18 protein-coding genes are annotated in these 23859 nt (G+C 55.8%); 17 read left to right on the plus strand and 1 reads right to left on the minus strand.

Annotated elements, in window-relative coordinates; translation table 11 throughout:
- Window positions 1–11: 11 nt before the first annotated feature.
- The 11 genes from aroA to AB2B48_RS01640 all read left to right on the plus strand — a co-directional run bounded on the left by aroA (window position 12) and on the right by AB2B48_RS01640 (window position 12968).
- The gene (gene aroA, locus AB2B48_RS01590; protein WP_185666568.1) at window positions 12–1295 is read left to right on the plus strand and encodes a 3-phosphoshikimate 1-carboxyvinyltransferase; all 1284 of its coding nucleotides are present in this window, start codon (window positions 12–14) and stop codon (window positions 1293–1295) included.
- A 241-nt stretch (window positions 1296–1536) separates the two neighbouring features.
- A complete protein-coding gene (cmk, locus tag AB2B48_RS01595; RefSeq protein WP_368300615.1) occupies window positions 1537–2220 on the plus strand; it encodes a (d)CMP kinase in 684 nt (227 codons plus the stop codon).
- A 112-nt stretch (window positions 2221–2332) separates the two neighbouring features.
- Entirely contained in the window at window positions 2333–4006 is a 1674-nt protein-coding gene (gene rpsA, locus AB2B48_RS01600) for a 30S ribosomal protein S1 (RefSeq protein WP_185666566.1), read from the plus strand.
- Between the two features lie 152 nt (window positions 4007–4158).
- Window positions 4159–4443, plus strand: a complete 285-nt coding sequence (gene ihfB, locus AB2B48_RS01605) for an integration host factor subunit beta (RefSeq protein ID WP_015965094.1) — start codon at window positions 4159–4161, stop codon at window positions 4441–4443.
- Between the two features lie 227 nt (window positions 4444–4670).
- On the plus strand, window positions 4671–6932 hold the full coding sequence (locus AB2B48_RS01610) for a ComEC family protein (RefSeq protein ID WP_368300616.1): 2262 nt from the start codon (window positions 4671–4673) through the stop codon (window positions 6930–6932).
- Between the two features lie 36 nt (window positions 6933–6968).
- On the plus strand, window positions 6969–8717 hold the full coding sequence (gene msbA / locus AB2B48_RS01615) for a lipid A ABC transporter ATP-binding protein/permease MsbA (RefSeq protein WP_368300617.1): 1749 nt from the start codon (window positions 6969–6971) through the stop codon (window positions 8715–8717).
- On the plus strand, window positions 8714–9694 hold the full coding sequence (gene lpxK / locus AB2B48_RS01620) for a tetraacyldisaccharide 4'-kinase (RefSeq protein ID WP_368300618.1): 981 nt from the start codon (window positions 8714–8716) through the stop codon (window positions 9692–9694). The genes msbA and lpxK overlap by 4 nt, the downstream gene beginning before the upstream one ends.
- 31 nt (window positions 9695–9725) lie before the next feature.
- Window positions 9726–10958, plus strand: a complete 1233-nt coding sequence (locus AB2B48_RS01625) for a winged helix-turn-helix domain-containing protein (RefSeq protein ID WP_368300619.1) — start codon at window positions 9726–9728, stop codon at window positions 10956–10958.
- Between the two features lie 51 nt (window positions 10959–11009).
- Window positions 11010–11192: a protein YcaR gene (gene ycaR / locus AB2B48_RS01630; protein WP_185666561.1), complete on the plus strand. Its 183-nt coding sequence runs from the start codon at window positions 11010–11012 to the stop codon at window positions 11190–11192.
- Window positions 11189–11935, plus strand: coding sequence for a 3-deoxy-manno-octulosonate cytidylyltransferase (gene kdsB, locus AB2B48_RS01635; protein WP_368300620.1), 747 nt, complete (start codon window positions 11189–11191; stop codon window positions 11933–11935). Before ycaR ends, kdsB begins: the two co-directional genes overlap by 4 nt.
- A gap of 139 nt (window positions 11936–12074) precedes the next feature.
- Entirely contained in the window at window positions 12075–12968 is an 894-nt protein-coding gene (locus AB2B48_RS01640; RefSeq protein WP_368300621.1) for a YcbJ family phosphotransferase, read from the plus strand.
- Here the strand turns inward: AB2B48_RS01640 and elyC are convergent.
- Window positions 12945–13724, minus strand: coding sequence for an envelope biogenesis factor ElyC (gene elyC, locus AB2B48_RS01645; protein WP_220441008.1), 780 nt, complete (start codon window positions 13722–13724; stop codon window positions 12945–12947). The two genes, AB2B48_RS01640 and elyC, sit on opposite strands and share 24 nt — an antisense overlap.
- Before the next feature lie 124 nt (window positions 13725–13848).
- Here elyC and cmoM point away from each other — a divergent pair, with 124 nt between their 5' ends.
- From cmoM to AB2B48_RS01675, 6 genes are all read left to right on the plus strand, one after another.
- Window positions 13849–14643, plus strand: coding sequence for a tRNA uridine 5-oxyacetic acid(34) methyltransferase CmoM (cmoM, locus tag AB2B48_RS01650; RefSeq protein ID WP_368300622.1), 795 nt, complete (start codon window positions 13849–13851; stop codon window positions 14641–14643).
- Window positions 14636–15958 (plus strand): chromosome partition protein MukF, encoded by a 1323-nt coding sequence (mukF, locus tag AB2B48_RS01655; protein WP_035892424.1) that lies wholly within the window; start codon window positions 14636–14638, stop codon window positions 15956–15958. The genes cmoM and mukF overlap by 8 nt, the downstream gene beginning before the upstream one ends.
- Window positions 15939–16643 carry a chromosome partition protein MukE gene (mukE, locus tag AB2B48_RS01660; protein WP_185666556.1) on the plus strand — a complete coding sequence of 235 codons (705 nt, stop codon included), beginning with the start codon at window positions 15939–15941 and terminating at the stop codon, window positions 16641–16643. Before mukF ends, mukE begins: the two co-directional genes overlap by 20 nt.
- On the plus strand, window positions 16643–21091 hold the full coding sequence (gene mukB, locus AB2B48_RS01665) for a chromosome partition protein MukB (protein WP_368300623.1): 4449 nt from the start codon (window positions 16643–16645) through the stop codon (window positions 21089–21091). Before mukE ends, mukB begins: the two co-directional genes overlap by 1 nt.
- 224 nt (window positions 21092–21315) lie before the next feature.
- Window positions 21316–23100: a L,D-transpeptidase gene (gene ldtD, locus AB2B48_RS01670; protein WP_368300624.1), complete on the plus strand. Its 1785-nt coding sequence runs from the start codon at window positions 21316–21318 to the stop codon at window positions 23098–23100.
- A gap of 184 nt (window positions 23101–23284) precedes the next feature.
- Window positions 23285–23836: a YcbK family protein gene (locus tag AB2B48_RS01675; protein WP_185666553.1), complete on the plus strand. Its 552-nt coding sequence runs from the start codon at window positions 23285–23287 to the stop codon at window positions 23834–23836.
- Window positions 23837–23859: the final 23 nt, after the last annotated feature.

Below are 23859 nucleotides of genomic sequence, written 5' to 3' on the forward strand. Positions count from 1 at the left end.
AGTTGAGTTTCATGGAATCCCTGACGTTACAACCTATCGCGCGCGTCGATGGCACGATTAACCTGCCTGGTTCTAAAAGCGTGTCTAACCGCGCTTTGCTGCTGGCGGCTTTAGCGCGCGGCACGACCGTTCTGACTAACCTGCTGGACAGCGATGATGTCCGCCACATGCTGAACGCGTTGAAGGCGCTGGGAATTCAATACACCCTGTCTGATGACCGCACCCGCTGTGAAGTGACCGGTAATGCAGGCCCGTTACAGGCCTCGAGCGAGCTGGAACTGTTCCTGGGCAACGCCGGTACCGCAATGCGTCCGCTGGCGGCAGCGCTGTGCCTTGGCACCAATAATATCGTCCTGACCGGCGAACCGCGCATGAAAGAGCGCCCGATTGGTCACCTGGTCGACGCTCTGCGTCAGGGCGGCGCGCAGATTGAATATCTGGAGCAGGAAAACTATCCACCGCTGCGCCTGAAGGGCGGTTTTAACGGCGGGAGCGTCGAGGTCGATGGCAGCGTCTCCAGCCAGTTCCTGACCGCGCTGCTGATGACGGCACCGCTGGCGCCACAGGATACGACCATCACCATTAAAGGTGACCTGGTATCCAAACCGTATATCGACATCACGCTGCACCTGATGAAAACGTTTGGTGTTGAAGTTGAAAACCAGAACTACCAGCGCTTTATCGTGCGTGGTGGCCAGCAGTACGTTTCTCCGGGCCAGTATCTGGTTGAGGGCGATGCTTCGTCCGCTTCCTACTTCCTCGCCGCGGGTGCCATTAAAGGTGGCACCGTCAAGGTGACGGGGATTGGCCGCTACAGCGTGCAGGGTGATATTCGCTTTGCTGACGTGCTGGAAAAAATGGGCGCAACCATCACCTGGGGCGACGACTTTATTGCCTGTACCCGCGGCGAGTTGAACGCTATCGATATGGACATGAACCATATTCCTGATGCGGCGATGACTATCGCGACGGCAGCGCTGTTTGCGAAAGGCACAACCACGCTACGCAATATCTACAACTGGCGCGTGAAAGAGACTGACCGCCTGTTCGCGATGGCGACCGAACTGCGTAAAGTGGGCGCGGAAGTGGAAGAGGGCGAAGACTACATTCGCGTTACGCCACCGGCAGCGCTGAATTTTGCCGAGATTGGCACCTACAACGATCACCGTATGGCGATGTGCTTCTCGCTGGTGGCGCTGTCGGATACGCCGGTCACCATTCTTGACCCGAAATGCACGGCGAAAACTTTCCCGGACTATTTCGAACAGCTGGCGCGTATCAGTACGTTAGCGTGATAGTCAGTTTTGTCTGTATAAACGCCGGTGAAATGCCGGCGTTTTCGTTCATCTCTGAGGACGAAAAGTAAATCCGTGTCAGTTTTAAACCTCCCTCGACGCCAGCCCTCTATACTTATCTATTCTCCTGTACTTCATGGGGCTAATTCTGGAATTCGCAGACAAAGGTAACCGTCTGGCCCAGAGATGCGTATAATGCGCGGCGTTTACGTTGTATATGCCTTTTATTAAGGAGAAAGAGATGACGGCAATTGCCCCGGTAATTACCATTGACGGCCCAAGCGGCGCGGGTAAAGGCACGCTGTGCAAAGCAATGGCAGAAGCATTGCAATGGCATTTGCTGGACTCAGGTGCAATCTATCGCGTGCTGGCTTTAGCTGCGCTGCACCACCATGTGGATGTGGCATCAGAAGACGCGTTAGTGCCGCTGGCCGTGCATCTGGACGTACGCTTCGTCTCTACGGACGGCACGCTGGAAGTTATTCTGGAAGGCGAAGACGTCAGCGGTGAAATTCGCACTCAGGATGTGGCTAATGCGGCATCCCAGGTGGCGGCATTCCCACGCGTGCGCGAAGCACTTTTGCGCCGTCAGCGCGGCTTCCGCGAAGCTCCTGGGCTGATTGCCGATGGTCGTGATATGGGCACCGTGGTGTTCCCGGATGCGCCGGTGAAAATTTTCCTTGATGCCTCATCGGAAGAACGTGCGCACCGCCGCATGCTACAGTTGCAGGAAAAGGGCTTTAGTGTTAACTTTGAGCGCCTTTTGGCAGAGATAAAGGAGCGTGACGACCGCGATCGTAATCGTGCTGTTGCGCCACTGGTTCCTGCCGCCGATGCTTTAGTGTTGGATTCCACCACCTTAAGCATTGAGCAAGTAATTGAAAAAGCGTTAGACTATGCGCGCCAGAAACTGGCACTCGCGTAAAACGCGACCGAATTTGCAGTACCCCCGTTGCAATGGATTGACAGCGGGTATGTGAAACAACCCCATCCGACATGGTGTCAGGTGGACGTTAATATTAACCTGAAGATTAAACATGACTGAATCTTTTGCTCAACTGTTTGAAGAATCCTTAAAAGAAATCGAAACCCGCCCGGGTTCCATCGTTCGTGGTGTTGTTGTTGCTATCGACAAAGATATCGTACTGGTTGACGCCGGTCTGAAATCTGAGTCTGCCATTCCGGCAGAGCAGTTCAAAAACGCCCAGGGCGAGCTGGAAATCCAGGTTGGTGACGAAGTTGACGTTGCTCTGGATGCAGTAGAAGACGGCTTCGGTGAAACCCTGCTGTCCCGTGAGAAAGCTAAACGTCACGAAGCTTGGATCACGCTGGAAAAAGCTTACGAAGAAGCTGAAACTGTAGTTGGTGTTATCAACGGCAAAGTTAAAGGTGGCTTCACTGTTGAGCTGAACGGTATTCGTGCGTTCCTGCCAGGTTCCCTGGTAGACGTTCGTCCAGTGCGTGATACTCTGCACCTGGAAGGCAAAGAGCTTGAGTTCAAAGTAATCAAGCTGGACCAGAAGCGTAACAACGTTGTTGTTTCTCGTCGTGCCGTTATCGAATCCGAAAACAGCGCAGAGCGCGATCAGCTGCTGGAAAACCTGCAGGAAGGCATGGAAGTTAAAGGTATCGTTAAGAACCTCACTGACTACGGTGCATTCGTTGATCTGGGCGGCGTTGACGGCCTGCTGCACATCACCGATATGGCTTGGAAACGCGTTAAGCACCCAAGCGAAATCGTAAACGTTGGCGACGAAATCACTGTTAAAGTGCTGAAGTTCGACCGCGAGCGTACTCGTGTTTCTCTGGGCCTGAAACAGCTGGGCGAAGATCCATGGGTAGCTATCGCTAAGCGTTATCCAGAAGGTACCAAACTGACTGGTCGCGTGACCAACCTGACCGACTACGGCTGCTTCGTTGAAATCGAAGAAGGCGTTGAAGGCCTGGTTCACGTTTCCGAAATGGATTGGACCAACAAAAACATCCACCCATCCAAAGTTGTTAACGTTGGTGATGTAGTGGAAGTTATGGTTCTGGATATCGACGAAGAACGTCGTCGTATCTCCCTGGGGCTGAAGCAGTGCAAAAACAACCCATGGCAGCAGTTCGCGGAAACCCACAACAAGGGCGACCGTGTTGAAGGTAAAATCAAGTCTATCACTGACTTCGGTATCTTCATCGGCCTGGACGGCGGCATCGACGGCCTGGTTCACCTGTCTGACATCTCCTGGAACGTTGCAGGCGAAGAAGCAGTTCGTGAATACAAAAAAGGCGACGAAATCGCTGCAGTTGTTCTGCAGGTTGACGCAGAACGTGAACGTATCTCCCTGGGCGTTAAACAGCTCGCAGAAGATCCGTTCAACAACTGGGTTGCTCTGAACAAGAAAGGCGCTATCGTTAACGGTAAAGTCACTGCAGTTGACGCTAAAGGCGCAACCGTAGAACTGGCCGACGGCGTTGAAGGTTACCTGCGTGCTTCTGAAGCATCCCGTGACCGCGTTGAAGATGCAACTCTGGTTCTGAGCGTTGGCGACGACGTTGAAGCTAAATTCACCGGTGTTGATCGTAAAAACCGCGCAATTAGCCTGTCCGTACGTGCTAAAGACGAAGCTGACGAGAAAGATGCAATCGCTACTGTTAACAACAAACAGGAAGAAGGCAATTTCTCCAACGCAATGGCTGAAGCATTCAAAGCAGCTAAAGGCGAGTAATCTTACGCATTCGGGTTTAACAACCTGAAATGTGATGAGTTTACTTGACAGATTGCAGGTTTCGGCCTGTAATCTAGCACAAAGGGCGGCTACGGCCGCCCTTGTTTAATAAGCTGTTAGCTAATTTTCCTTGAAAGGAAACCGGAGGAATCATGACCAAGTCAGAATTGATTGAAAGACTTGCCAGCCAGCAATCCCATATCCCTGCTAAGGCAGTGGAAGATGCGGTGAAAGAGATGCTGGAGCATATGGCTTCTACCCTGGCACAGGGTGAGCGCATTGAAATCCGCGGTTTCGGCAGCTTCTCTCTGCACTACAGAGCACCACGTACCGGGCGTAACCCGAAGACTGGCGACAAAGTGGAACTGGAAGGCAAGTACGTGCCGCACTTTAAGCCGGGTAAAGAACTGCGCGATCGCGCCAATATTTACGATTGAGTTTCTTCCGCCGTCTGGCGATAAACTTGGTTGAGAGAAAAGCACCTACGGGTGCTTTTTTCATGTCTGCGGTTCGGCCCTGGGCTGCTATCTGGAACCCCTCCCGCATTTTCATTGTTATTTCTGCACGTCCCGAATCTTCTTCGGAATCCGCTTCGCAATGGGAATAATTGCGGCAAGACAGGACGATCTGCACGCGCGACACTCCAGGAAACAAGGAGGTGTTGATGCGTTTACCTGGGCTTGCTTGCTGCACGTTAGCTGGCATTTTACCGCTGACCGTACTGCCAGATTTACCCTCACTTAGTGTCGTCTATTTCGCTATCGCGGCGTTGATAGCATTAGGCCTGTGTGTACCGTCAGGAAAATCTGCAAGCATCACCGGCCTGATATTTTGTTGGGGTGTGCTGTCGGCATGGCAGGTGCAATGGCCCGCTGAGGTTATCCCAGGAAAAAACCGTCAGGTTGAGATTGTCCTGACGCAGAGCGATGGGCAAACAACGCATCAGGGAAAGATAACGCACCTGGACGGGAAACGCCTGTTTCCCAGCCCTCTGATTACACTGTATGGCAACTATTTGCCGCAACAGCCCTGCGTGGGGCAGCGCTGGCGCATGACGATTCGCGCCCGGGCGGTGCATGGGCAGCTTAACGACGGTGGATTTGACGCCCAGCGCTACGCCTTATCGCAACACCGCCCGTTAACCGGCCGTATGGTGACGGCGCAGATACTGGATAACCGCTGTAGCCTGCGCGCTCGGTACCTTGCGTCGCTGCAAACGACGCTGGATGGTTTTCGTTGGCGGGAGGTGATGCTAGCGCTGGGTATGGGCGAGCGGCTGTCGGTATCGCCGGAGATCAAAACGCTCATGCAGGAGACCGGAACATCACACCTTATGGCGATTTCCGGGCTGCATATCGCGCTGGGCGCATCGCTTGGCTGGCTGCTCATCCGCGGTATCCAGTTTTTCCTGCCCGGCTGGCTTATCAACTGGCGATTGCCGTTAATCATCTCGCTGGCGAGCGGGTTTGCCTATGCGTGGCTGACCGGAATGCAGCCTCCGGCACAGCGAACCGTTGTGGCGGCGCTGATCTGGTGCGCCTTACGCCTGAGTGGTCGACGCTGGACGGGGTGGGAGGTGTGGCTTTGCTGTCTGGCGGCAATTGTGTTTATCGACCCGCTTGCGGTGCTTTCCGATAGCCTATGGCTGTCGGCATTTGCCGTCGCCACGCTCATCTTCTGGTTCCAGTGGGCTCCGCTGCCAACGGAAGGCTATCCGCGCATGCTGCGTCCACTGGTGAGTCTTATCCATCTGCAACTGGGGCTTATGTTGCTGCTAGCTCCGCTGCAGATCCTGCTATTTCATGGCGTCAGCACGACGTCACTTTTTGCAAACCTGATTGCGGTTCCGGTGGTGACGTTTGTGGCGGTCCCGCTGATTCTGTTTGCCATGCTGATGCACCTGTGCGGGCCAATAATGGTGGAAATGGCAGCCTGGCACGCTGGCAATGGAGTTATGTCGGCGGTGTTTGGCTACCTGCGCTTGCTGCCTGCGGGGTGGTGGAATATCGGAAGCGCATGGTTAGGTGTTTCTCTGCTGCCGTGGATGGCATTAGCATTGTGGCGGCTACACGGCTGGCTTCGGTATCCCGCTTTAGTACTCTCACTGTGCGTGCTGCTCTCTTTTCCCATCTGGCGAAAAACGCCGCCAGATCGCTGGCAGGTCATCATGCTGGACGTAGGACAAGGGCTGGCGATGGTTATTTCTCGGGGGGATAAAGCGTTACTCTATGATACTGGCCTGGCATGGCCGGAGGGCGATAGCGGTGAGCAGTTGATTATTCCCTGGCTACGCTGGCATCAACTCACGCCGCAAGGAATCATTCTCAGCCACGATCATCTGGATCACCGAGGCGGATTGTTGTCGCTGCAAAAAGCCTGGCCGCAGGCGTGGATCAAAAGTCCGTTGGGGTGGGCGGGTCATCAACTCTGCGCTCGCGGTGAGCGCTGGCAGTGGCAGGGACTCACCTTTCAGGCGCTCTGGCCGCTGCCGGGGCAGCCCTCAAAAGGTAACAACGGGTCGTGTGTGGTCAGGGTAGATGATGGGAAGAACAGCATTCTGCTGACGGGAGATATTGAATTATCGGCAGAAATGGCCATGATTAGCCGTTTCTGGCAGTCTTTTGCGTCTACAATTATTCAGGTTCCACATCATGGCAGCTCGACCTCCTCGGGTATGGCACTGATTCAACGGGTGGGCGGCGCTGCCGCTCTGGCTTCCGCATCCCGCTATAACGCGTGGCGACTGCCTTCTGCAAAGGTGAGGGCTCGCTATCTCCAGCGTCAATATGCCTGGTTTGATACCCCGCATCAGGGGCAGATAACCGTGACATTCAGTGCGAATGGCTGGCGTATTGAAGGCTTACGAGATCAACTTTTACCTCGTTGGTATCATCAGTGGTTTGGCGAGACTCGCGATAACGGGTAGAATATGCGGCTATTTCAACACAAGCTGGTTTTTTGAATGCAGAACGACAAAGATCTCTCCACGTGGCAGACCTTCCGCCGACTCTGGCCGACTATTGCGCCGTACAAAGCAGGGCTATTCGTGGCGGGCGTTGCGTTAATCCTTAACGCAGCCAGCGATACCTTCATGCTATCGCTTCTTAAACCGTTACTGGATGATGGTTTTGGTAAAACGGATCGCTCGGTGCTGCTGTGGATGCCGCTGGTCGTTGTTGGTTTGATGATCCTGCGCGGTATCACAAGCTACATCTCGAGTTACTGTATCTCCTGGGTTTCCGGCAAGGTCGTGATGACCATGCGTCGCCGGTTATTCGGTCATATGATGGGAATGCCGGTCTCTTTCTTCGATAAACAGTCGACCGGTACCCTGCTGTCGCGTATTACCTATGATTCTGAGCAGGTGGCTTCCTCTTCATCGAACGCGCTGATTACCGTAGTGCGTGAAGGGGCGTCGATTATTGGCCTGTTCATTATGATGTTTTATTACAGCTGGCAGCTGTCGATTATTCTTATCGTTCTGGCACCTATTGTTTCGATCGCTATTCGCGTTGTCTCTAAGCGTTTCCGTAGCATCAGCAAAAACATGCAGAACACGATGGGGCAGGTGACCACCAGCGCTGAACAGATGCTGAAAGGGCATAAAGAAGTGCTGATGTTCGGCGGTCAGCAAGTGGAAACCAACCGCTTTGATAAGGTCAGCAACAAAATGCGTTTGCAGGGCATGAAGCTGGTCTCTGCATCCTCTATCTCTGACCCGATTATTCAGTTGATTGCTTCGCTGGCGCTGGCGTTCGTACTGTACGCGGCGAGCTTCCCGAGCGTAATGGAAACCCTGACGGCCGGTACCATCACCGTGGTCTTCTCTTCCATGATTGCGCTGATGCGTCCGCTGAAGTCGTTAACCAACGTCAATGCGCAGTTCCAGCGTGGTATGGCGGCCTGTCAGACGCTGTTCTCTATCCTTGATAGCGAGCAGGAAAAAGACGAAGGCAAGCTGGACGTTGAACGTGCGAAAGGCAACGTTGAATTCCGCAATGTGACTTTCACTTATCCTGGTCGTGAAACTCCGGCGCTGAAAAATATCAATCTGGCTATTTCGGAAGGAAAAACGGTCGCTCTGGTAGGGCGTTCAGGTTCGGGTAAATCGACCATTGCCAGCCTGTTGACCCGTTTCTACGACATTGATGAAGGTGAAATCCTGCTCGATGGTCACGACCTGCGTGAATACAAGCTGACTTCGTTGCGTAATCAGGTTGCGCTGGTATCGCAGAACGTGCACCTGTTCAATGATACGGTGGCGAACAATATTGCCTACGCTCGAACCGACGAGTTCAGCCGTGAGCAGATTGAAGAAGCCGCTCGTATGGCCTATGCGATGGACTTTATCAATAAGATGGATAACGGTCTGGATACGATTATTGGCGAAAACGGCGTGCTGCTTTCCGGCGGCCAGCGCCAGCGTATCGCCATTGCGCGCGCGCTGTTGCGCAATAGCCCTATCCTGATCCTCGATGAAGCAACCTCGGCGCTGGATACCGAATCCGAACGTGCAATCCAGGCGGCCCTCGACGAACTGCAGAAAAACCGCACGTCGCTGGTTATCGCCCACCGCCTGTCGACCATTGAGCAAGCTGACGAGATTATCGTGGTTGAAGATGGTCAGATCGTGGAACGCGGTAGCCATGCTGACCTGTTGGCACATCGTGGCGTCTACGCGCAACTGCACAAAATGCAGTTTGGCGAATGATAGCGAAAATCTGGTCGGGCGAATCGCCGCTTTGGCGTTTACTGCTGCCGCTCTCCTGGCTATATGGCTTGGTGAGCGGCATCATTCGCCTGTGCTACCAGCTAGGCATTAAGAAATCCTGGCGTGCGCCGTGCCCGGTGGTTGTGGTGGGAAACCTCACGGCGGGCGGCAACGGTAAAACGCCGGTGGTTATCTGGCTGGTGGAGCAACTTCAGCGTCAGGGCATCCGCGTTGGCGTGGTGTCGCGTGGCTACGGCGGTAAAGCGGAGCATTATCCGCTGCTATTAACCGCTGAAACCACCACGGCGCAGGCGGGCGATGAACCCGTGCTGATTTTCCAGCGCACCGGCGCGCCCGTGGCGGTCTCTCCGGCGAGAGTCGATGCGGTGAAAGCGTTGCTGGCGGCTCATGACCTCCAGCTTATCGTCACTGATGATGGTCTACAACACTACCGCCTCGCGCGGGATAAAGAGATTGTGGTTATCGACGGCGTGCGCCGCTTTGGTAACGGCTGGTGGCTTCCTGCGGGGCCGATGCGTGAGCGGGCGTCAAGGCTGGAAACGGTGGATGCCCGTATCGTAAACGGCGGCAACGCGCAGTCGGGTGAAATTCCGATGACGCTGCAGCCCGGTGATGCCATTAATCTGCTGACCGGCGAACGCCAGCCCCTGTCGAACCTGCAAAACACGGTGGCGATGGCTGGTATTGGCCACCCTCCACGCTTTTTTGCCACGCTGAATGCCTGTGGCGTGAACCCGGTTCGTACGGTTGCATTAGCGGATCATCAGGCGCTGACCGAAGCGGATGTTCAGGCACTGGTTGAGCCGGGGCAAACGCTTATCATGACGGAAAAAGACGCGGTCAAATGCCGTCACTTTGCGCAGGAAAACTGGTGGTATCTGCCGGTCGATGCCGTACTTTCCGGCGACCGCGCGCAGACGCTGCTTCAGGAACTGATCACCCTCGCTCGACGCTAAACGGCGGCGGGCTATCATCTGGGGAGCCCGCATGTCTGAATTGCCTCTTACCCTTCGTGCCGCACGCCATCTTCACCTTGCGGCACAGGGGTTGCTTACCCGCCCACGCCGTCAGCCCAAAGCGGGCGATATCCTTCCTGCCATCCGGCAAATGTCCCTGTTACAGATAGACACCATCAACGTGGTGGCGCGCAGCCCCTACCTGGTGCTGTTCAGCCGCCTTGGCGCCTACCCATTAACCTGGCTTGATGATGCGCTCTCTCGTGGCGAACTGATGGAGTACTGGGCGCACGAAGCTTGTTTTCTGCCGCGCAGTGACTTCACGCTGGTTCGTCACCGCATGCTGTCACCACATAATATGGGCTGGAAGTACCATCAAAGCTGGATGGACGAACATGCCGAGGATATCGTGGCCCTGAAATCCCATATTGCCGAAAACGGCCCGGTTCGCTCGGCCGATTTTACCCATCCGCGTAAAGGGGAGAGCGGGTGGTGGGAATGGAAGCCGCACAAGCGCCATCTCGAAGGGTTGTTTACCGCTGGAGAGGTGATGGTTATTGCGCGGCGGAACTTCCAGCGTGTTTACGACCTGACTGAACGGGTTATGCCGCATTGGGATGATAAGAAACAGGCGCTGCCGCAACCGCAGGCTGAAGCCGTGATGCTGGAAAACAGCGCCCGCAGCCTGGGCATTTTTCGCCCCGAGTGGCTGGCTGACTACTATCGCCTGCGTCGACCAGACTTAGCCACACTGCTGGCCGGGTGGCAGGAACGGCAGTTGGTGGTTCCGGTCAACGTCGACCAGCTTGGCGAGATGTGGGTCCATCACAGCCTGCAACCGGAGCTGGCGCGTGCGGCGGAAGGCAAGCTTAATGCTACGCACAGCGCGGTGCTTTCACCGTTTGATCCCGTGGTGTGGGATCGCAAACGTGCAGAGCAGTTTTTCAACTTCACCTATCGTCTGGAGTGCTACACGCCAGCGCCAAAACGTCAGTACGGCTACTTCGTGCTGCCGTTGTTGCATCGCGGGGAGCTTGTCGGGCGTATGGACAGCAAAATGCATCGTGCTGACGGCGTGCTGGAGATTTTTGCCCTGTATCTGGAAGCGGGTGTACGCGTTAGCCAGCAGCTTGAAAAGGGACTCATGATGGCGATTAACGATTTTGCTCGCTGGCAGGGGGCGACGCGGGTGACGCTCGGAACGGTCGCTGAAAAACTCTTTAATGAACAACGACACGGTTGGGAGATTGACGCAGGCCGGTAGCGCTCTATGATATGCTGCACTGGTTTTCGATACGGCCCATCAGGAGGAACCATGGATCACCGTCTACTTGAAATTATTGCCTGCCCGGTTTGCAACGGCAAACTCTACTATAGCCAGGACAAGCAAGAACTGATTTGCAAACTTGATAATCTGGCGTTTCCCCTGCGTGACGGTATCCCCGTATTGCTGGAAAACGAAGCCCGCGCTTTAGCTGCTGAAGAGAATCGCCCATGAGCTTTGTCGTGATTATTCCGGCTCGTTTCGCCTCTACGCGCCTGCCGGGTAAACCGTTACAGGATATCAACGGTAAGCCGATGATTGTGCACGTACTGGAACGCGCACGCGAATCCGGGGCCGATCGCATCATCGTGGCGACCGATCATGCCGAAGTGGCAAAAGCCGTGGAAGCGGCGGGTGGTGAAGTCTGCATGACCCGTGCCGATCATCAGTCCGGAACCGAACGTCTGGCGGAAGTGGTTGAGAAATGCGGCTTCAGCGATGACACCGTTATCGTTAACGTCCAGGGCGACGAGCCGATGATCCCAGCGGTGATCGTCCGTCAGGTGGCGGAAAATCTGGCGGCCAGCCACTCCGGCATGGCAACCCTGGCGGTACCGATTCATGACGCCGAAGAAGCCTTCAACCCGAATGCGGTGAAGGTGGTGATGGACAAGGACGGCTATGCGCTTTACTTCTCCCGCGCCACCATTCCATGGGATCGCGATCGTTTTGCTAAAAGCCGTGAGGAAATTGGCGACACGCTGCTGCGCCATATTGGTATCTACGGCTACCGTGCCGGGTTTATTCGCCGCTACGTGAACTGGGCACCGAGCCCGCTGGAGCACATTGAGATGCTCGAACAGCTGCGCGTGCTGTGGTACGGCGAAAAAATTCACGTTGCCGTGGCGAAAGAAGTACCGGGAACGGGCGTTGATACGCCAGAAGACCTGGAGCGCGTTCGCGCCGAGCTGAAGTAATCCTCCCGCCCCTCCATCGCGGGGGGCTATTCTCGCCTGAGTATTTCCTGACTTTCTGTTGCAATTTTGATCTTGTCTGGTGAAATTCACTTTTCATATGCTCATTATGAAAGCAATGGCTTTTATAGGGGTAATCGACATGGAACAGCTACGTGTAGAACTCAGCCACCTGCTGGGCGAATCGCTCAGCCGCGTGGAATGTATCAACGAGCAGACGGATACCGCGCTGTGGTCGCTTTATGATGCCGAAGGAAATCCGATGCCGCTGGTGGCGCGGAGCTTTTCATCGCCGGGCGTGGCGCGTCAACTGGCGTGGAAAATCTCCATGTTGGCACGCAGCGGTACCGTACGCATGCCGGTGGTGTACGGGGTGATGACTCATGAAGAGCACCCGGGGCCGGACGTGCTGCTGCTTGAGCGCCTGCGCGGCGTGCCGGTGGAGGCGCCAACCCGCAACCCACAGCGTTGGGAAGCGTTGAAAGATCAAATCGTTGAAGCGCTGCTGGCGTGGCATCGGGTAGACAGTTCGGGCAGCGTGGGCTTTGTTGACGGCACGCAGGAAAATAGCTGGCCGCACTGGTATCGCCAGCGCATTGAGGTGCTGTGGGGGACGCTCAATCTCTACCAGAATACCGGCCTGACCATGCAGGATAAACGGCTACTGTTCCGTACTCGCGAGTGTCTGGACGCGCTGTTTGAGGGTTTTAGCGATAACTGCGTGCTGGTGCACGGGCATCTGACCCTGCGCAGCATGCTAAAAGACTCACGTAGCGACCAACTGCTGGCGATGGTGGGGCCGGGGGCGATTCTCTGGGCACCGCGGGAGTATGAACTGTTCCGTCTGCACGAAAGCGGGCAGGCGGAACAGCTGCTCTGGCACTATCTCCAGCGCGCGCCGGTGGCGGAAGCGTTTCTCTGGCGGCGCTGGCTCTATCTGCTATGGGATGAAGTTGAGAAGCTGGTCAATACCGGCAAATTCAATCGCGCCAACTTTGACCTTGCTGCAACGTCACTGCGCCCCTGGCTCGCCTGAATCCCCTTTCAGCCACTGCCAGATTCTCCCCAGCGTTTCATATCCGACCCGGTCGCTGTGCATCAGCCAGACCGGGGAAGGGATCGCGCGCTCCCATGGGTTGAGTGGCGACGTAATGGCTAGTTGATTGGCCGGCGCAGGCAACGGGTGTAACCCGGCGTGCTGGAAGAAGATCATGGCGCGCGGCAGATGCGAGGCGGAGGTGACCAGCAGGAAGGGGGCGTCGCCGATCGCGGCCTTCACGGCGCTAGCTTCTTCTTCGGTATCTTTCGGCGTATCCAGCACGATAATCTCACTGCGCGGCACGCCCAGACTTTCAGCCACTCGCGCTCCTGCCTCTGCAGTACTCACCGTATTGGTTTTGGCCCGTGCACCGGTAAAGATCATTTTCGAACCCGGATTAGCCTGCCACAGGCGCATGCCTTCCGTCAGCCGCGGTAGGCTGTTATTAATCAGGTTCGAGCTTGGTGCCCATTCTGGATTCCAGGTGTAGCCACCGCCGAGCACAACCACATACTGCACCGGCTGTTGGCCGTGCCAGGTGGGATATTTATCCTCAATCGGCTTAAGTAGCCCATCGGCTACGGGCTGTAGACTGAGCAGCAATAGCGCTAACCATCCCAGGGTAATCCCGGCTTTACCCAATTTTTGAAAGCGGGTGAACCAGACCAGGATTATTCCCAAACCTATCAACAATAGAAGCAGGGGCAGCGGCAGCATCATGCCGCCGATATACTTTTTCAGCGTAAAAAGCATCCGGTACCGTACCTTTTTTAACCATCCGACCGTATGAATGCAGCGATATTACACCAGATAGCTTCATTATCGCCGTGGGTGTGACAAAATAGCCCCTTTGCCACTGGCGATGTGAGGATGTCCTGTGAAGGATCGCAATTTCGATGACATTGCGGATAAGTTTTCCCGCAATATATACGGCACCACGAAGGGACAGTTGCGCCAGGCTATTCTGTGGCAAGATCTTGACGCCCTGCTGGCGAGAATGGGGCCGCAGCCGCTGCGTATCCTGGATGCCGGCGGTGGCGAAGGCCAGACGGCTATCAAAATGGCGGAGCGCGGGCACCATGTAACGCTGTGCGATCTTTCCGCTGAAATGATCGAACGGGCAACTCAGGCCGCCAGCGAGAAAGGTGTGAGCCACAACATGCATTTCGTACAATGCGCGGTCCAGGACGTGGCGGAACATTTGGAAAGCCCGGTTGATCTGATATTGTTTCACGCTGTGCTGGAGTGGGTGGCCGAACCGCAGGGCGTGCTTAAAACGCTGTGGTCGGTGCTGCGACCGGGCGGCGCATTATCATTAATGTTCTACAATGCAAACGGCCTGTTGATGCGTAACATGGTGGTCGGCAACTTCGATTATGTGGCGTTGGGCATGCCGAAAAAGAAAAGACGCACGCTGTCGCCGAACTACCCGCGCGACCCGCAGCAGGTCTATGGCTGGCTGGAAGCGATTGGCTGGCAAATTAACGGGAAAACCGGTGTGCGGGTGTTTCATGATTATCTGCGCGATAAGCAGATGCAAAAGAACAGCTTTGACATGTTGCTGGAGCTTGAAACGCGCTATTGCCGCCAGGAACCTTATATTAGCCTGGGGCGCTATATTCATGTCACCGCGCTTAAGCCGCAGACAGAAACAAGGATAAACGATGAGTGAATTTTCCCAGACAGTCCCCGAGCTGGTTGCCTGGGCCAGGAAAAACGATTTCGCCATTTCGCTACCCGTCGATAGGCTCTCGTTTTTGCTGGCTATTGCAACGCTGAACGGTGAACGACTGGAAGGTGAAATGACGGAAGGCGAGCTGGTGGATGCGTTTCGTCACGTCAGTGATGCGTTTGAGCAAACCAGTGAAACCATCGGCACTCGCGCCAATAACGCGATTAACGACCTGGTTCGCCAACGTCTGCTGAACCGCTTTACCAGCGAAATCACGGAAGGGAACGCCATCTATCGTCTGACCCCGCTGGGGATTGGCATCACCGACTACTATATACGCCAGCGTGAATTCTCCACTTTGCGCCTCTCCATGCAGCTGTCGATTGTCGCCAGCGAATTGAAGCGTGCGGCGGATTCCGCCGATGAGGGCGGCGATGAGTTCCATTGGCACCGTAACGTTTATGCGCCGCTGAAATATTCGGTGGCGGAAATTTTCGACAGTATCGATCTGACGCAGCGCATCATGGATGAGCAACAGCAGTCGGTGAAAGACGACATCGCGCAGCTGTTGAATAAAGACTGGCGTGCGGCGATCTCCAGCTGTGAACTGCTGCTCTCTGAAACGTCCGGCACCCTGCGTGAACTGCAGGATACGCTGGATGCCGCGGGCGATAAGCTGCAGGCTAACCTGCTGCGCATTCAGGATGCGACGCTGAGTCATAACGACCTGCACTTCGTCGATCGGCTGGTGTTCGATCTGCAAAGCAAGCTTGACCGCATCGTGAGCTGGGGCCAGCAGGCGATTGACCTGTGGATTGGCTACGACCGCCACGTGCATAAATTTATCCGTACCGCTATCGACATGGATAAAAACCGCGTCTTTGCTCAGCGCCTGCGCCAGTCGGTGCAATCTTACTTCGACGCGCCGTGGGCGCTCACCTACGCCAGCGCCGACCGTCTGCTGGACATGCGTGATGAAGAGATGACGCTGCGTGATGAAGAGGTCACCGGGGAACTTCCGCCGGATTTAGAGTACGAAGAATTTAACGAAATTCGCGAACAGCTCGCCGCGCTAATTGAAGAACAGTTGGCTATCTATCGAACCAAACAGCTGCCGCTGGACCTCGGTCTGGTGGTGAAAGAGTACCTGGTGCAGTACCCGCGCGCGCGTCACTTCGACGTGGCGAGGATCGTGGTAGACCAGGCGGTACGTTTGGGCGTGGCGCAAGCCGATTTCACCGGACTGCCGGCTAAATGGCAGTCGATTAATGATTACGGAGCCAAGGTACAGGCGCATGTCATCGACAAATATTGAACAAGTGATGCCGGTTAAACTGGCACAGGCCCTGGCCAACCCCCTTTTCCCTGCGCTGGATAGCGCGCTGCGCGCTGGTCGTCACATCGGTCTGGATGAACTGGACAACCACGCCTTTTTGATGGATTTCCAGGAGTATCTGGAAGAGTTTTATGCTCGCTACAACGTGGAGCTTATCCGCGCGCCGGAAGGGTTCTTCTACCTGCGTCCGCGTTCCACCACGCTGATTCCGCGCTCGGTTTTATCTGAACTGGACATGATGGTTGGCAAAATCCTTTGCTACCTCTATCTCAGCCCGGAGCGTCTGGCGAACGAAGGTATCTTCACCCAGCAGGAACTGTATGACGAACTGCTGGCATTGGCCGACGAAGCCAAACTGCTGAAGCTGGTCAACAACCGCTCCACGGGTTCTGACCTCGACCGTCAGAAGCTGCAGGAGAAAGTGCGTTCCTCGCTCAACCGCCTGCGCCGTCTTGGGATGGTGTGGTTTATGGGTCACGACAGCAGCAAATTCCGCATTACCGAATCGGTGTTCCGCTTCGGTGCTGACGTTCGCTCCGGCGATGACGCGCGGGAAGCGCAGCTGCGCATGATCCGCGATGGCGAAGCGATGGCTATCGAAAACCATCTGCAGCTCAATGACGAGAACGACGACAATCAGCAGGATAGCGGGGAGGAAGAGTAATGATCGATCGCGGTAAATTTCGTTCGCTAACGCTGATTAACTGGAACGGGTTCTTTGCCCGTACCTTCGATTTAGATGAACTGGTGACCACGCTCTCGGGCGGTAACGGTGCCGGTAAATCAACCACCATGGCAGCCTTCGTCACGGCGCTGATCCCAGACTTAACCCTGCTGCACTTCCGTAACACCACGGAAGCCGGGGCCACCAGTGGTTCTCGCGATAAAGGCCTGCACGGTAAGCTGAAAGCTGGCGTGTGTTACTCCGTGCTGGACGTCATGAACTCGCGTCACCAGCGCGTGGTCGTAGGCGTACGTCTGCAGCAGGTTGCCGGGCGCGACCGCAAAGTCGATATCAAACCGTTTGCTATTCAGGGTCTGCCGACCTCCATCCAGCCGACGCAGCTGCTGACCGAAACGATGAACGAACGTCAGGCGCGCGTGCTGAGCCTGCAGGAGCTGAAAGACAAGCTCGATACTATCGAAGGCGTGCAGTTCAAGCAGTTCAACTCGATTACCGACTACCATGCGCTGATGTTCGATCTGGGCATCGTCGCACGCCGTCTGCGCTCTGCGTCCGACCGTAGTAAATTCTACCGTCTGATTGAAGCGTCGCTGTACGGCGGTATCTCCAGCGCCATTACCCGCTCGCTGCGTGACTACCTGCTGCCGGAAAACAGCGGTGTACGTAAAGCCTTCCAGGATATGGAAGCGGCGCTGCGCGAAAACCGTATGACGCTGGAAGCGATTCGCGTTACCCAATCTGACCGCGACCTGTTTAAGCACCTGATTTCTGAAGCGACTGACTACGTGGCAGCAGACTACATGCGCCACGCCAACGAACGTCGTGTACACCTCGATAAGGCGCTGGAATATCGCCGCGAACTGTTCACCTCCCGCTCCCAGCTGGCGGCCGAGCAGTACAAGCACGTCGATATGGCCCGTGAGCTACAGGAGCACAATGGGGCAGAAGGGGATCTGGAAGCCGATCACCAGGCCGCCAGCGACCATCTGAACCTGGTGCAGACCGCTCTGCGCCAGCAGGAAAAAATTGAACGTTACGAAGCGGACTTAGATGAGCTGCAAATTCGTCTGGAAGAACAGAACGAAGTGGTCGCCGAAGCCGCCGAGCAGCAGGAAGAGAATGAAGCGCGCGCCGAAGCCGCCGAACTGGAAGTGGATGAGCTGAAAAGCCAGCTCGCTGACTACCAGCAGGCGCTGGACGTTCAGCAGACACGCGCTATTCAGTACACGCAGGCGCTGCAAGCGCTGGAGCGTGCAAAAGCCCTGTGTCATCTGCCGGACTTAACCCCGGAAAGCGCGGACGAATGGCTGGAAACTTTCCAGGCTAAAGAGCAGGAAGCAACGGAAAAACTGCTGACGCTCGAACAGAAAATGAGCGTTTCACAAACCGCGCACAGCCAGTTTGAACAGGCTTTCCAGATTGTTGAAGCTATTAACGGGCCGCTGGCACGTAATGAAGCCTGGGAAGTGGCGCGTGAACTGCTGCGCGACGGCGTTAACCAGCGCCACCTGGCGGAGCAGGCGCAACCGCTGCGCAGCCGTCTGAACGAACTGGAACAGCGTCTGCGCGAGCAGCAGGAAGCTGAACGTCTGCTGGCTGACTTCTGTAAGCGCCAGGGCAAACAGTACGGCATCGACGAACTCGAAAAGCTGCATCACGAACTGGAAGCGCGTATTGCCGCGCTGAGCGACTGCGTAACCGATGCCCGCGAACAGCGCATGGCGCTGCGCCAGGAACAGGAACAGCTGCAATCACGCATCTCCGCGCTGATGCACCGTGCGCCGGTTTGGCTGGCAGCGCAAAACAGCTTAAACCAGCTGTGTGAACAGAGCGGCGAGCAGTTTGAGTCCAGCCAGGATGTGACCGAATACCTGCAACAACTGCTGGAACGCGAACGCGAAGCCATCGTGGAACGTGACGAAGTTGGCGCGCGTAAACGTGCGGTGGATGACGAAATTGAGCGTCTTAGCCAGCCGGGCGGTTCCGAAGACCCGCGTCTGAATGCGCTGGCGGAACGTTTTGGCGGCGTGCTGCTGTCCGAAATCTATGATGATGTCAGCCTTGATGATGCGCCGTACTTCTCCGCGCTGTACGGGCCTTCTCGCCATGCCATCGTGGTGCCGGATCTGTCGCAGATCGCCGAGTATCTGGAAGGGTTGGATGATTGCCCGGAAGATCTCTATCTGATTGAAGGGGATCCGCAGTCTTTCGATGACAGCGTTTTCAATGTCGATGAGCTGGAAAAAGCGGTGGTGGTAAAAACCTCCGACCGCCAGTGGCGTTATTCCCGCTTCCCATCGCTACCGCTGTTTGGCCGTGCTGCGCGAGAAAGCCGCATTGAGAGCCTGCACGCCGAGCGTGAAGGGCTGTCCGAACGTTTTGCGACCCTGTCGTTCGACGTACAGAAAACCCAGCGTCTGCACCAGGCGTTCAGCCGCTTTATCGGCAGCCACCTGTCGGTCGCGTTTGAGGACGATCCGGAAGCGGAAATTCGCAAACTGAACACCCGCCGCAACGAGCTGGAGCGTGCGCTCAGCAGCCACGAAAGCGACAACCAACAGCAGCAGGCGCAGTACGAGCAGGCGAAAGAGGGCGTGGCCCAGCTTAACCGCCTGCTGCCACGTCTGAGCCTGTTGGCTGACGAGACGCTGGCCGACCGCGTGGAAGAAATCCAGGAGCGTCTGGACGAAGCTCAGGAAGCCGCGCGCTTCATTCAGCAGCACGGCAACCAGCTGGCCAAACTGGAGCCGATCGTTGCTGTTCTGCAGAACGACCCGGAACAGTTTGAACAGCTGAAAGAAGACTATGCCTGGTCACAGCAGGTGCAGCGCGAAGCGCGTCAGCAGGCGTTTGCCCTGACGGAAGTGGTGCAGCGTCGTGCGCACTTCGGCTACTCTGACTCGGCGGAGATGCTCTCCGGCAACAGCGATCTGAACGAAAAACTGCGCGAACGTCTGGCGCAGGCGGAAAGCGAGCGTAGCCGCGCCCGTGAAGCGCTGCGTGCCCACGCCGCACAGGTCAGTCAGTACAGCCAGGTGCTGGCGTCGCTGAAAAGCTCTTATGACACCAAAAAAGAGCTGCTCAACGATCTCTATAAAGAGCTGAAAGATATTGGTGTGCGCGCCGATGCGGGTGCCGAAGAGCGCGCGCGTATTCGTCGCGACGAACTGCACGCGCAGTTGAGCAACAACCGTGCGCGCCGCAATCAGCTGGAAAAAGCGTTGACCTTCTGCGAAGCAGAGATGGATAACCTGACCCGTAAGCTGCGCAAGCTGGAACGCGATTATCTCGAAATGCGCGAGCAGGTGGTGAGTGCGAAAGCGGGCTGGTGTGCGGTGATGCGTCTGGTGAAAGACAACAACGTTGAACGTCGTCTGCACCGCCGCGAGCTGGCCTACCTCTCCGCCGACGATCTGCGCTCCATGTCGGATAAGGCGCTGGGTGCGCTGCGTCTGGCCGTCGCGGATAACGAACACCTGCGCGATGTGCTGCGCATGTCGGAAGACCCGAAACGTCCGGAACGTAAGATCCAGTTCTTCGTTGCTGTTTACCAGCACCTGCGCGAGCGTATTCGTCAGGATATCATCCGCACCGACGACCCGGTCGAAGCCATCGAACAGATGGAAATCGAACTGAGCCGCCTGACGGAAGAACTGACCAACCGCGAACAGAAGCTGGCGATCAGCTCCCGAAGCGTCGCGAACATTATCCGCAAGACCATTCAGCGCGAGCAGAACCGTATTCGCCAGCTGAACCAGGGCCTGCAGAGCGTGTCGTTTGGTCAGGTCAACAGCGTGCGTCTGAACGTCAACGTGCGCGAGACCCACTCGACGCTGCTGGACGTGCTCTCTGAACAGCACGAACAGCATCAGGATCTGTTCAACAGCAATCGCCTGACCTTCTCGGAAGCGCTGGCGAAGCTGTATCAGCGCCTGAATCCGCAAATCGACATGGGTCAGCGTACGCCGCAGACCATCGGTGAAGAGCTGCTCGACTACCGTAGCTATCTGGAGATGGAAGTTGAGGTTAACCGTGGTTCCGACGGCTGGCTGCGTGCGGAATCCGGTGCGCTGTCGACCGGTGAGGCTATCGGTACCGGGATGTCGATTCTGGTGATGGTGGTACAGAGCTGGGAAGATGAAGCGCGTCGTCTGCGCGGTAAAGACTTGTCTCCGTGCCGTCTGCTGTTCCTTGATGAAGCGGCGCGTCTGGATGCCCGTTCTATCGCCACGCTGTTCGAGCTTTGCGAACGTCTGGAGATGCAGCTGATTATCGCGGCACCGGAAAATATCAGCCCAGAGAAGGGCACCACCTACAAGCTGGTCCGTAAAGTGGTGAATAACCACGAACACGTTCACGTGGTGGGTCTGCGCGGCTTTGCCGCCCAGTTGCCGGAAACGCTGCCAGGCACCGCCGACGCATCGTAGCATGCCGCCCGGGTGAGCACAGCGACCCCGGTAAATGGCGTTTAATCCGAAAAACAGAACCTGAGGCGACATTTATGTCGCCTTTTTTGTTATCCGTATTTAGCCTATAGCGCGTTATTATCTTTAGACTTCTTTACATTTCACCGGGCAAAATAGTTTTTGTCTTTATATACTGAAGGTGAGCCCACGTTACGGGTCTTCGTATATTTAACAGGGGGCAAGGGATGTTGCTGAAAAAAGAAAATGGTCGTCGGTTGTCAGCGGTAAGTTTGTGTCTGGCAATGACGTTTGCTCCACTGTTTACCGCTGCTGCGGGCGAGCCAGAACTGGTGCCGTCTGACAGTAGCGCACTGCCTGCAGAACCTTCTCCGGTGCTGCTCCAGCCGGGCGCGCAATCGCCCGTGATGGCAAACCTTGTCGGCACTAAGCCACTAGCAGATGGCGCGGCGGCGAAAAGCCGTGCTGAGATCCAGTCGCTGCTGCCTGCCGGCTATCAACCCGTCTATATGAACCCGCTGGTGACGCTCTATGCTGCCCGCGAGATGAAACCGATGTGGGAGAACCGCGAGGCGGTTCGCGCCTTCCAGCAGCAACTGGCGGAAGTGGCCATCGCCGGTTTCCAGCCGCAGTTTACCCAATGGGTTGAACTGCTCACGAATCCTAACGTCAGCGGCATGGCTCGCGACGTTGTGCTCTCCGATGCGCTGATGGGCTATCTGCACTTTATTAGCGGCATTCCGGTTCAGGGCAACCGCTGGCTGTACAGCGATAAACCTTACACCCTGGCGACACCACCGCTGTCGGTGATGAATAAATGGCAGATGGCGCTGGATAACGGCTCGCTGGTGCCGTTTATTGCCGCGCTGGCGCCGAAACATCCGCAGTATGCGGCGATGCACCAGGCGCTGCTGGCGCTGGTGGGGGATACCCGCCCGTGGCCGAAACTGACCTCCACGACGGCGCTACGACCGGGACAATGGAGTAGCGACGTGCCCGCGCTGCGTGAAATTCTGCAGCGTAACGGCGTGCTGGATACCAGTCCGGCGATCCCGCTACCGGGGGATAACGTCGGCAAAACGAAAAAAGCAGCGAAAAGCGCGCCTGCGGCCTACGATCGTCAGTTGGTGGATGCGGTTAAGCGTTTCCAGGTGGCGCAGGGCTTAGGGGCTGATGGGGTGATCGGTGCTTCAACGCGCGATTGGCTGAATGTCTCTTCCGCAGAACGTGCGGGCGTGCTGGCGCTGAATATTCAACGACTGCGCCTGCTGCCGGGGAAAGTCTCGACCGGAATTATGGTCAACATTCCGGCGTATTCGCTGGTCTACTACCTCAATGGCAGCGAAGCGCTGGCCTCACGCGTAATTGTGGGGCGTCCGGATCGTAAAACGCCGATGATGAGCAGCGCGCTGAATAACGTGGTGGTTAACCCGCCGTGGAACGTACCGCCAACGCTAGCGCGCAACGATATTCTGCCAAAACTGCGTAATGATCCAGGGTATCTGGAGCGCCACAATTATACCGTGCTGCGTGGGTGGAACAGTAAAGAAACCATCGATCCGTGGCGCGTGGACTGGTCAACGATTACGCCGTCGAATTTGCCGTTCCGTTTCCAGCAGGCGCCGGGCGACCATAACTCATTGGGCCGCTATAAGTTTAATATGCCAAGCTCAGACGCAATTTATCTGCATGATACGCCTAACCATAATCTGTTCCAGAAAGATGCGCGGGCATTAAGTTCGGGATGCGTGCGGGTAAATAAAGCCTCTGATTTAGCAAATATGCTGTTACAGGATGCAGGCTGGAATGACGCGCGTATATCTGATGCGCTGAAGGAAGGTAATACGAGATACGTTAATATCCGGCAGAATATTCCGGTTAATCTCTATTATCTGACCGCCTTTGTTGGCGCTGATGGTCAGACACAATATCGAACAGATATTTACAATTACGATGTCACGGCGCGATCCGGCGCACAAATTCTGCCAAAAGCGGAACAATTAATCAGATAAATGAAGTAGTTCAGGTAATGTAGTGGTCGAATAAAAAGCGTAGATACCAGTCCCGAACGCCTGGGGCTGGTGATTCTGCGCTACAGGCCGCCTTGACGCTGGCTTTGATGCCCGGTAAGGTGCAATACGTGCGCCAGAAGTGCATATATTTCGATCACATTTACTGACTGTAGACCTGATTATCATGGACAAATTTGACGCTAATCGCCGCAAACTGCTGGCGTTAGGTGGGGTTGCGCTTGGCGCTGCCGCCATCTTACCCACGCCTGCACTTGCGACCCTCTCGACCCCTCGTCCACGTATTTTAACGTTGAGTAATCTACATACGGGCGAGTTGCTAAAAGCCGAGTTTTTTGACGGCCGAGGCTATATTCAGGATGAATTAGCAAAACTAAACCATTTTTTCCGTGACTATCGCGCGAATAAAATAAAGAGCATCGATCCTTCTTTGTTTGATCAGCTCTATCGCCTTCAGGGATTATTAGGAACAAATAAGCCTGTGCAATTAATCTCCGGGTATCGTTCCCTCGATACCAATAATGAGCTGCGAGCGCACAGCAGTGGGGTAGCGAAAAAGAGCTATCACACGAAAGGTCAGGCAATGGATTTCCATATTGAAGGTATTTCATTAAGTAATATACGCAAAGCAGCGTTATCTATGCGCGCAGGTGGTGTAGGATATTACCCACGTAGCAACTTTGTGCATATTGATACCGGTCCGGTTCGGCACTGGTAACTCTACGCCCGACAGTTCAGATG

The organism is Kluyvera sichuanensis, assembly GCF_040930405.1.
GTDB lineage: Bacteria > Pseudomonadota > Gammaproteobacteria > Enterobacterales > Enterobacteriaceae > Kluyvera > Kluyvera sichuanensis.

What these genes read in the sequence shown, in the direction of transcription:
- cmk (WP_368300615.1), top strand. Translation starts at nt 1,537, where the DNA reads ATGACGGCAATTGCCCCGGTAATTACCATTGACGGCCCAAGCGGCGCG.
- aroA (WP_185666568.1), top strand. Translation starts at nt 12, where the DNA reads ATGGAATCCCTGACGTTACAACCTATCGCGCGCGTCGATGGCACGATT.
- lpxK (WP_368300618.1), top strand. Translation starts at nt 8,714, where the DNA reads ATGATAGCGAAAATCTGGTCGGGCGAATCGCCGCTTTGGCGTTTACTG.
- ldtD (WP_368300624.1), top strand. Translation starts at nt 21,316, where the DNA reads ATGTTGCTGAAAAAAGAAAATGGTCGTCGGTTGTCAGCGGTAAGTTTG.
- ycaR (WP_185666561.1), top strand. Translation starts at nt 11,010, where the DNA reads ATGGATCACCGTCTACTTGAAATTATTGCCTGCCCGGTTTGCAACGGC.
- mukB (WP_368300623.1), top strand. Translation starts at nt 16,643, where the DNA reads ATGATCGATCGCGGTAAATTTCGTTCGCTAACGCTGATTAACTGGAAC.
- AB2B48_RS01640 (WP_368300621.1), top strand. Translation starts at nt 12,075, where the DNA reads ATGGAACAGCTACGTGTAGAACTCAGCCACCTGCTGGGCGAATCGCTC.
- kdsB (WP_368300620.1), top strand. Translation starts at nt 11,189, where the DNA reads ATGAGCTTTGTCGTGATTATTCCGGCTCGTTTCGCCTCTACGCGCCTG.
- elyC (WP_220441008.1), bottom strand. Translation starts at nt 13,724, where the DNA reads ATGCTTTTTACGCTGAAAAAGTATATCGGCGGCATGATGCTGCCGCTG.
- msbA (WP_368300617.1), top strand. Translation starts at nt 6,969, where the DNA reads ATGCAGAACGACAAAGATCTCTCCACGTGGCAGACCTTCCGCCGACTC.
- AB2B48_RS01625 (WP_368300619.1), top strand. Translation starts at nt 9,726, where the DNA reads ATGTCTGAATTGCCTCTTACCCTTCGTGCCGCACGCCATCTTCACCTT.
- mukE (WP_185666556.1), top strand. Translation starts at nt 15,939, where the DNA reads ATGTCATCGACAAATATTGAACAAGTGATGCCGGTTAAACTGGCACAG.
- rpsA (WP_185666566.1), top strand. Translation starts at nt 2,333, where the DNA reads ATGACTGAATCTTTTGCTCAACTGTTTGAAGAATCCTTAAAAGAAATC.
- AB2B48_RS01675 (WP_185666553.1), top strand. Translation starts at nt 23,285, where the DNA reads ATGGACAAATTTGACGCTAATCGCCGCAAACTGCTGGCGTTAGGTGGG.
- mukF (WP_035892424.1), top strand. Translation starts at nt 14,636, where the DNA reads ATGAGTGAATTTTCCCAGACAGTCCCCGAGCTGGTTGCCTGGGCCAGG.
- AB2B48_RS01610 (WP_368300616.1), top strand. Translation starts at nt 4,671, where the DNA reads ATGCGTTTACCTGGGCTTGCTTGCTGCACGTTAGCTGGCATTTTACCG.
- ihfB (WP_015965094.1), top strand. Translation starts at nt 4,159, where the DNA reads ATGACCAAGTCAGAATTGATTGAAAGACTTGCCAGCCAGCAATCCCAT.